This window comes from Citrobacter sp. S55_ASV_140 (assembly GCF_018919505.1).
Lineage (GTDB): Bacteria > Pseudomonadota > Gammaproteobacteria > Enterobacterales > Enterobacteriaceae > Citrobacter > Citrobacter werkmanii.
In genome coordinates, this window is sequence record NZ_JAHLQZ010000019.1 from 37,006 (window position 1) to 43,639 (window position 6,634).

The following is a 6,634-nucleotide window of genomic DNA, read 5'->3' on the forward strand; positions in this document are numbered from 1 at the left end:
TAATAAATAAGGGGTAAATTCCACGCTTTAAGTGATCCAGATTACGGTAGAAATCCTGAACCAGCATATGATCTCGGGTATCAGACCGATGCAGGGGATAATCGTCGGTCGAGAAACAATCGAAATCACATATATCCTGTGTGTTTAGTCAAATCATTGGCAGCTTGAAAAAGAAGGTTCACATGTTAAACAACATTCGTATCGAAGAAGACTTGTTGGGTACCAGGGAAGTTCCAGCGGACGCTTACTATGGTGTTCACACTCTGAGAGCGATTGAAAACTTCTACATTAGCAACAACAAAATCAGCGACATTCCTGAATTTGTTCGCGGCATGGTAATGGTGAAAAAGGCAGCGGCGATGGCCAACAAAGAGCTGCAAACCATTCCTAAAAGTGTGGCAAATGCCATCATCGCGGCGTGTGATGAAGTCCTGAATAACGGAAAATGCATGGATCAGTTCCCGGTAGACGTTTACCAGGGTGGTGCGGGTACCTCCGTCAACATGAACACCAACGAAGTGCTGGCCAATATCGGTCTGGAACTGATGGGTCACCAGAAAGGTGAATATCAGTACCTGAACCCGAACGACCACGTTAACAAATGTCAGTCTACCAACGACGCATACCCAACCGGTTTCCGTATCGCGGTATACGCATCCATCATTAAACTGATTGATGCCCTGAACCAGCTGCGTGAAGGCTTCGAGAAAAAAGCCGATGAATTCCAGGACATCCTGAAAATGGGTCGTACCCAGTTGCAGGATGCTGTGCCGATGACCCTCGGTCAGGAATTCCGTGCTTTCAGCATCCTGCTGAAAGAAGAAGTGAAAAACATTGGGCGTACTGCAGAGCTGCTGCTGGAAGTTAACCTCGGCGCAACGGCAATCGGTACGGGTCTGAACACACCGAAAGAATACTCTCCGCTGGCAGTGAAAAAACTGGCTGAAGTTACCGGTTTTGCCTGTGTTCCTGCAGAAGACCTGATTGAAGCAACTTCTGACTGCGGCGCATACGTTATGGTGCATGGCGCACTGAAACGTCTGGCTGTGAAGATGTCCAAAATCTGTAACGACCTGCGTTTGCTCTCCTCTGGTCCACGTGCCGGCCTGAACGAGATCAACCTGCCGGAACTGCAGGCTGGCTCTTCCATCATGCCAGCTAAAGTGAACCCGGTTGTTCCGGAAGTCGTAAACCAGGTGTGCTTTAAAGTCATCGGTAACGACATCACTGTCACCATGGCGTCTGAAGCAGGTCAGCTGCAGCTGAACGTTATGGAGCCAGTAATCGGCCAGGCAATGTTCGAATCCATTCACATTCTGAGCAACGCTTGCTACAACCTGTTGGAAAAATGCGTTAGCGGCATTACTGCTAACAAAGAAGTGTGCGAAGCATTCGTATACAACTCTATCGGTATCGTTACTTACCTCAACCCGTTCATCGGCCACCACAACGGCGACATCGTTGGTAAAATTTGTGCCGAAACCGGTAAGAGCGTACGTGAAGTTGTCCTCGAGCGCGGCCTGTTGACCGAAGCCGAACTGGACGATATCTTCTCAGTACAGAACCTGATGCACCCGGCTTATAAAGCAAAACGTTATACTGATGAAAGCGAGCAGTAATCGTGTAGGGTAGTACCAGAGAAGGCACGTCAGATGACGTGCCTTTTTTCTTGCACGAAGTTACTTAAAAACAACAATTTAATATCAACTTGTTAAACAACAAGGAAGGCTAATATGATAGTTTTAGAACTTATCATCGTTTTGCTGGCAATCTTTTTAGGTGCCAGACTTGGGGGTATCGGTATTGGATTTGCAGGTGGGCTGGGTGTCCTGGTTCTCGCCGCTATCGGCGTAAAACCCGGTAATATCCCGTTCGATGTCATTTCCATTATCATGGCGGTTATCGCTGCCATCTCAGCTATGCAGATTGCAGGTGGTCTGGACTATCTGGTTCATCAAACTGAAAAACTGCTGCGTAAGAACCCGAAATACATCACGATCCTGGCACCCATCGTGACCTATTTCCTGACCATCTTTGCGGGTACGGGTAACATCTCTCTGGCAACTCTGCCGGTTATCGCTGAAGTTGCGAAGGAACAAGGGATCAAACCTTGCCGTCCGCTCTCAACTGCGGTGGTTTCTGCTCAGATTGCGATCACAGCATCACCAATCTCTGCAGCCGTGGTTTACATGTCTTCCGTAATGGAAGGTCATGGCATCAGCTATATTCACCTGCTGTCCGTGGTTATTCCGTCCACCCTGCTGGCCGTTCTGGTAATGTCCTTCCTGGTGACTATGCTGTTCAACTCTAAACTGTCTGACGATCCGATTTATCGTAAACGTCTGGAAGAAGGTTTGGTTGAACTGCGCGGTGAAAGACAAGTTGAAATCAAAGCAGGCGCAAAAACTTCCGTTTGGCTGTTCCTGCTGGGCGTAATTTGCGTTGTTGTCTATGCGATCGTTAACAGCCCAAGCCTCGGTCTGGTCGCTAAACCGCTGATGAATACCACCAACGCTATCCTGATCATCATGCTGAGCATCGCGACGCTGACTACCATCATCTGCCGCGTTGAAACTGACTCCATTCTGAACTCCAGCACCTTCAAAGCCGGTATGAGCGCCTGTATTTGTATCCTGGGCGTTGCGTGGTTGGGTGATACCTTCGTATCTCACAACATTGACTGGATCAAAGATACTGCAGGTAGCGTAATTCAGGGTCATCCGTGGCTGCTGGCCGTCATCTTCTTCTTTGCTTCTGCATTGCTGTACTCTCAGGCAGCAACCGCTAAAGCACTGATGCCGATGGCTCTGGCGCTGAACGTTTCCCCGCTGACCGCTGTTGCCTCTTTCGCAGCTGTTTCCGGCCTGTTCATTCTGCCAACCTACCCAACCCTGGTTGCGGCAGTTCAGATGGATGACACTGGTACAACCCGCATCGGTAAATTCGTCTTTAACCATCCGTTCTTCATCCCGGGTACTCTGGGTGTAGTTCTGGCTGTCTGCTTCGGCTTCTTGCTGGGTAGCTTCATGCTGTAAGTTTTTTCTGCAGGGTGCCCGTGCGCCCTGCAGTTCCTCCTCCTCACCCCGCTTTAGCTAACATCCTTCCCTCGTCCGTTGTATAGTGACCACTCTTTAGCTGGTTACTCTGTTCTTTCGAGGTGTTTATGCTTGATGTAAAGAGTCAGGATATTTCCATCCCCGATACCGTTGTGGTGCTCTGTACTGCTCCGGATGAAGCAACCGCCCAGGATCTGGCTGCAAAAGTGCTAGCGGAAAAGCTGGCAGCCTGCGTGACACTTCTGCCCGGTGCAACCTCCCTCTATTATTGGGAAGGTAAACTGGAGCAGGAATATGAAGTCCAGATGATTTTAAAAACCACCGTCACGCACCAGCAAGCCCTTCTCGATTGCCTGAAGTCACATCACCCGTATCAAACACCTGAACTTCTGGTTTTACCCGTCACTCACGGAGACTTTGATTACCGCTCATGGCTCAACGCATCCTTACGCTGATCCTGCTGCTGTGCAGCACATCTACCTTTGCCGGATTATTTGACGCGCCCGGCCGCTCGCAGTTTGTTCCTGCCGATCGGGCGTTTGTTTTTGATTTTCAGCAAAACCAACACGATCTGAACCTCTCATGGCAGGTCAAAGATGGCTACTATCTCTATCGCAAACAGATAAGCATTACGCCATCTCAGGCCGATATTGCCGAGATAAAACTGCCGCCTGGCGTCTGGCATGAAGATGAGTTTTACGGCAAAAGTGAGATTTACCGTAAACAGTTGAATATTCCGGTCACGGTTAATCAGGCCGCAACTGGCGCAACATTAACGGTCACGTACCAGGGCTGTGCCGACGCCGGTTTTTGCTATCCGCCGGAAACTAAAACTGTCCCCTTAAGTGAAGTGTCAGCCGCTGTCGGGGGGGCTCCGGCTACCGCACCTGTCACTGAGGCCCCGGAAGAGAAACCACAGCCCGCAGCCCAGCTCCCCTTTTCCGCGCTGTGGGCATTGCTAATCGGCATTGGCATCGCTTTCACGCCCTGCGTACTGCCGATGTATCCGCTGATTTCCGGCATCGTGCTGGGCGGCAAGCAACGGTTATCAACCGGTAGGGCGCTGCTGCTGACGTTTATCTACGTCCAGGGAATGGCGCTCACCTATACTGCGCTGGGTCTGGTTGTTGCCGCCGCCGGATTACAGTTTCAGGCGGCATTACAGCATCCTTATGTTCTGATCGGTCTTGCCATCATCTTTACGCTGCTGGCTCTGTCTATGTTCGGCCTGTTCACGCTGCAACTCCCTTCCTCATTGCAAACGCGCCTCACGTTGCTGAGTAACCGCCAGCAAGGCGGCTCTCCCGGTAGCGTCTTTGCGATGGGGGCAATTGCGGGTCTCATCTGTTCTCCTTGCACAACCGCGCCGCTAAGCGCGATTTTGCTGTATATCGCTCAGAGCGGAAATATGTGGCTGGGAGGCGGTACGCTGTATCTGTACGCGCTGGGGATGGGCTTGCCGCTGATGTTGATTACCGTCTTTGGCAACCGCCTGCTGCCTAAAAGCGGTCCATGGATGGAACATGTTAAAACCGCTTTCGGCTTCGTCATCCTGGCGCTTCCCGTCTTCTTGCTTGAACGCATCATTGGCGACGAATGGGGCGTGCGCCTGTGGTCACTGTTGGGCGTCGCGTTCTTTAGCTGGGCATTCATTACCAGCCTGCAGGCAAAGCACGCCTGGATGCGTATCGTGCAGATTCTCCTGTTAGCCGCAGCGCTTGTCAGTGTACGTCCATTGCAGGACTGGGCGTTTGGCACGCCGCATGCTCAAACCCAGGCACACCTTAACTTTACGCCGGTGGCCTCGGTAGAGGCGTTAAATCAGGCGCTGGCGCAAGCCAAAGGCAGGCCCGTCATGTTGGATTTGTATGCCGACTGGTGCGTGGCTTGTAAGGAGTTTGAGAAGTACACCTTCAGCGATCCGCAGGTTCAGCAAGCACTAGGCGACACGGTGCTTTTACAGGCGGATGTAACTGCAAACAATGCCAAGGATGTCGCTCTCCTGAAACATCTACAGGTTTTAGGTTTGCCAACTATCCTGTTTTTTGATGCCGAGGGTAAAGAGCATCCGGAGGCTCGGGTAACGGGATTTATGGATGCAGCGACCTTCAGCGCACATTTGCGCGATCGTCAACCGTGAGCGACACTTGCAAAAGGAAATACGGAGGAGAATACCGTGCAACGTGAAGATGTCCTGGGAGAAGCCCTGAAATTACTTGAGGTTCAAGGGATAGCCAATACCACGCTGGAAATGGTGGCCGAACGTATCGATTATCCGCTTGATGAACTACAGCGCTTTTGGCCAGATAAAGAGGCCATCCTGTATGATGCGTTACGTTACCTCAGCCAGCGGGTGGATATCTGGCGGCGTCAGCTTTTGCTGGATGAGACCCTGAGCGCGGAACAGAAATTACTGGCACGCTACAGCGCGCTGTCCGAATGCGTGAGCAATAATCGCTATCCCGGCTGCCTGTTCATTGCCGCCTGCACGTTTTATCCCGATCCTGGACATCCAATCCACCAGTTAGCCGACCAACAAAAAAAAGCAGCGCATGACTTCACTCATGAGCTACTGACTACGCTGGAAGTTGACGACCCGGCTATGGTCGCCAAACAGATGGAGCTGGTGCTGGAGGGATGTCTGAGCCGCATGCTGGTGAATCGTAGCCATGCTGATGTCGAAACGGCACACCGTCTGGCGGAAGATATTCTGCGCTTTGCCCAGTGCCGTATGGGCGGCGCGCTAACCTAAGCGAACAAGCCCGTCCTGGCCGGTGTGAGTAAGCATAACGCCATCAGTCGTTGAAAACGTGCCATCGCCACGGTGGTGCGAATTAATCGGTTAACCGCCCTGGTCAGCATGTGATTAAGATGCAGTGAATCACTCTTTTGCCATACTGCCCTTCTTGCGCTTAGCATGACCTGTCGGCATCGTGGCGATCTGGAAGATTTGTGCAAACTTCAGGCACAAACGCACAGATTGCCGTAATATTAAGCGGTTGAACCGCTTTTCCTGAAATTTGATTGACTGGCAGGCGCGAATACGGTTTAATGCGCCCCGTTGCCCGGATAGCTCAGTCGGTAGAGCAGGGGATTGAAAATCCCCGTGTCCTTGGTTCGATTCCGAGTCCGGGCACCACTATTTAAAGAACCCGCCCTTGAGGCGGGTTTTTGCTTTTGTAGTTTCTGATAGCTTCCAGCCGATCGTTTTACCCTATTTCTGACCCGCCACCTCTCACAAACACCACACGTAAACTCAATCTTGCCGTTAACAGCCAATTTCAGTAAGCAGACGCCAGGGATCTATATAAAAATGGGATTCATCGTAACGGGACGTACAGCGGTGGACGATCTTGGGGCGGGTAGCAGGACAAGCTTTTACGTGGTGCGGGATTGCCTGATGCGCTGCGCTTATCAGGCCTACATCCAGGTCACAACGGCTGTGTTCACCACAGACGCAAAAAAGCCCATCCGGCAGGACGGGTTTCTTCACTTTATTTGATGCCTGGCAGTTTATGGCGGGCGTCCTGCCCGCCACCCTCCGGGCCGTTGCTGCGCAACGTTCAAATCCGCTCCCG

Annotated in this window: 6 protein-coding genes, 1 tRNA gene and 1 pseudogene; 6 read left to right on the plus strand and 2 right to left on the minus strand. The window is 51.7% G+C overall.

Annotated features, from left to right (window positions below):
* Positions 1 to 182 precede the first annotated feature (182 nt).
* From aspA to KQJ18_RS05505, 5 genes are all read left to right on the plus strand, one after another.
* Positions 183 to 1,619 (plus strand): aspartate ammonia-lyase, encoded by a 1,437-nt coding sequence (aspA, locus tag KQJ18_RS05485; RefSeq protein ID WP_032940252.1) that lies wholly within the window; start codon positions 183 to 185, stop codon positions 1,617 to 1,619.
* Between the two features lie 114 nt (positions 1,620 to 1,733).
* Complete coding sequence (gene dcuA, locus KQJ18_RS05490) at positions 1,734 to 3,035, plus strand: anaerobic C4-dicarboxylate transporter DcuA (RefSeq protein WP_038636462.1); 1,302 nt, start codon at positions 1,734 to 1,736, stop codon at positions 3,033 to 3,035.
* Between the two features lie 128 nt (positions 3,036 to 3,163).
* A complete protein-coding gene (gene cutA / locus KQJ18_RS05495) occupies positions 3,164 to 3,511 on the plus strand; it encodes a divalent cation tolerance protein CutA (protein WP_003025447.1) in 348 nt (115 codons plus the stop codon).
* Entirely contained in the window at positions 3,487 to 5,196 is a 1,710-nt protein-coding gene (locus tag KQJ18_RS05500) for a protein-disulfide reductase DsbD (protein WP_204525570.1), read from the plus strand. The genes cutA and KQJ18_RS05500 overlap by 25 nt, the downstream gene beginning before the upstream one ends.
* Before the next feature lie 36 nt (positions 5,197 to 5,232).
* Positions 5,233 to 5,808 carry a transcriptional regulator gene (locus KQJ18_RS05505; RefSeq protein WP_006686267.1) on the plus strand — a complete coding sequence of 192 codons (576 nt, stop codon included), beginning with the start codon at positions 5,233 to 5,235 and terminating at the stop codon, positions 5,806 to 5,808.
* On the opposite strand, the pseudogene KQJ18_RS24890 reads toward KQJ18_RS05505, so the two are convergent.
* Positions 5,805 to 5,915: pseudogene (locus tag KQJ18_RS24890) on the minus strand (LysE family translocator); the annotation flags it as partial. The gene KQJ18_RS05505 and the pseudogene KQJ18_RS24890 sit on opposite strands and share 4 nt — an antisense overlap.
* A gap of 204 nt (positions 5,916 to 6,119) precedes the next feature.
* On the opposite strand from KQJ18_RS24890, the gene KQJ18_RS05510 reads away from it, so the two are divergent.
* Positions 6,120 to 6,195, plus strand: a tRNA-Phe gene (locus KQJ18_RS05510).
* A 129-nt stretch (positions 6,196 to 6,324) separates the two neighbouring features.
* Here KQJ18_RS05510 and KQJ18_RS05515 read toward each other — a convergent pair.
* On the minus strand, positions 6,325 to 6,634 hold a 310-nt coding region (locus KQJ18_RS05515), incomplete at its 5' end, for a hypothetical protein (RefSeq protein WP_216421616.1).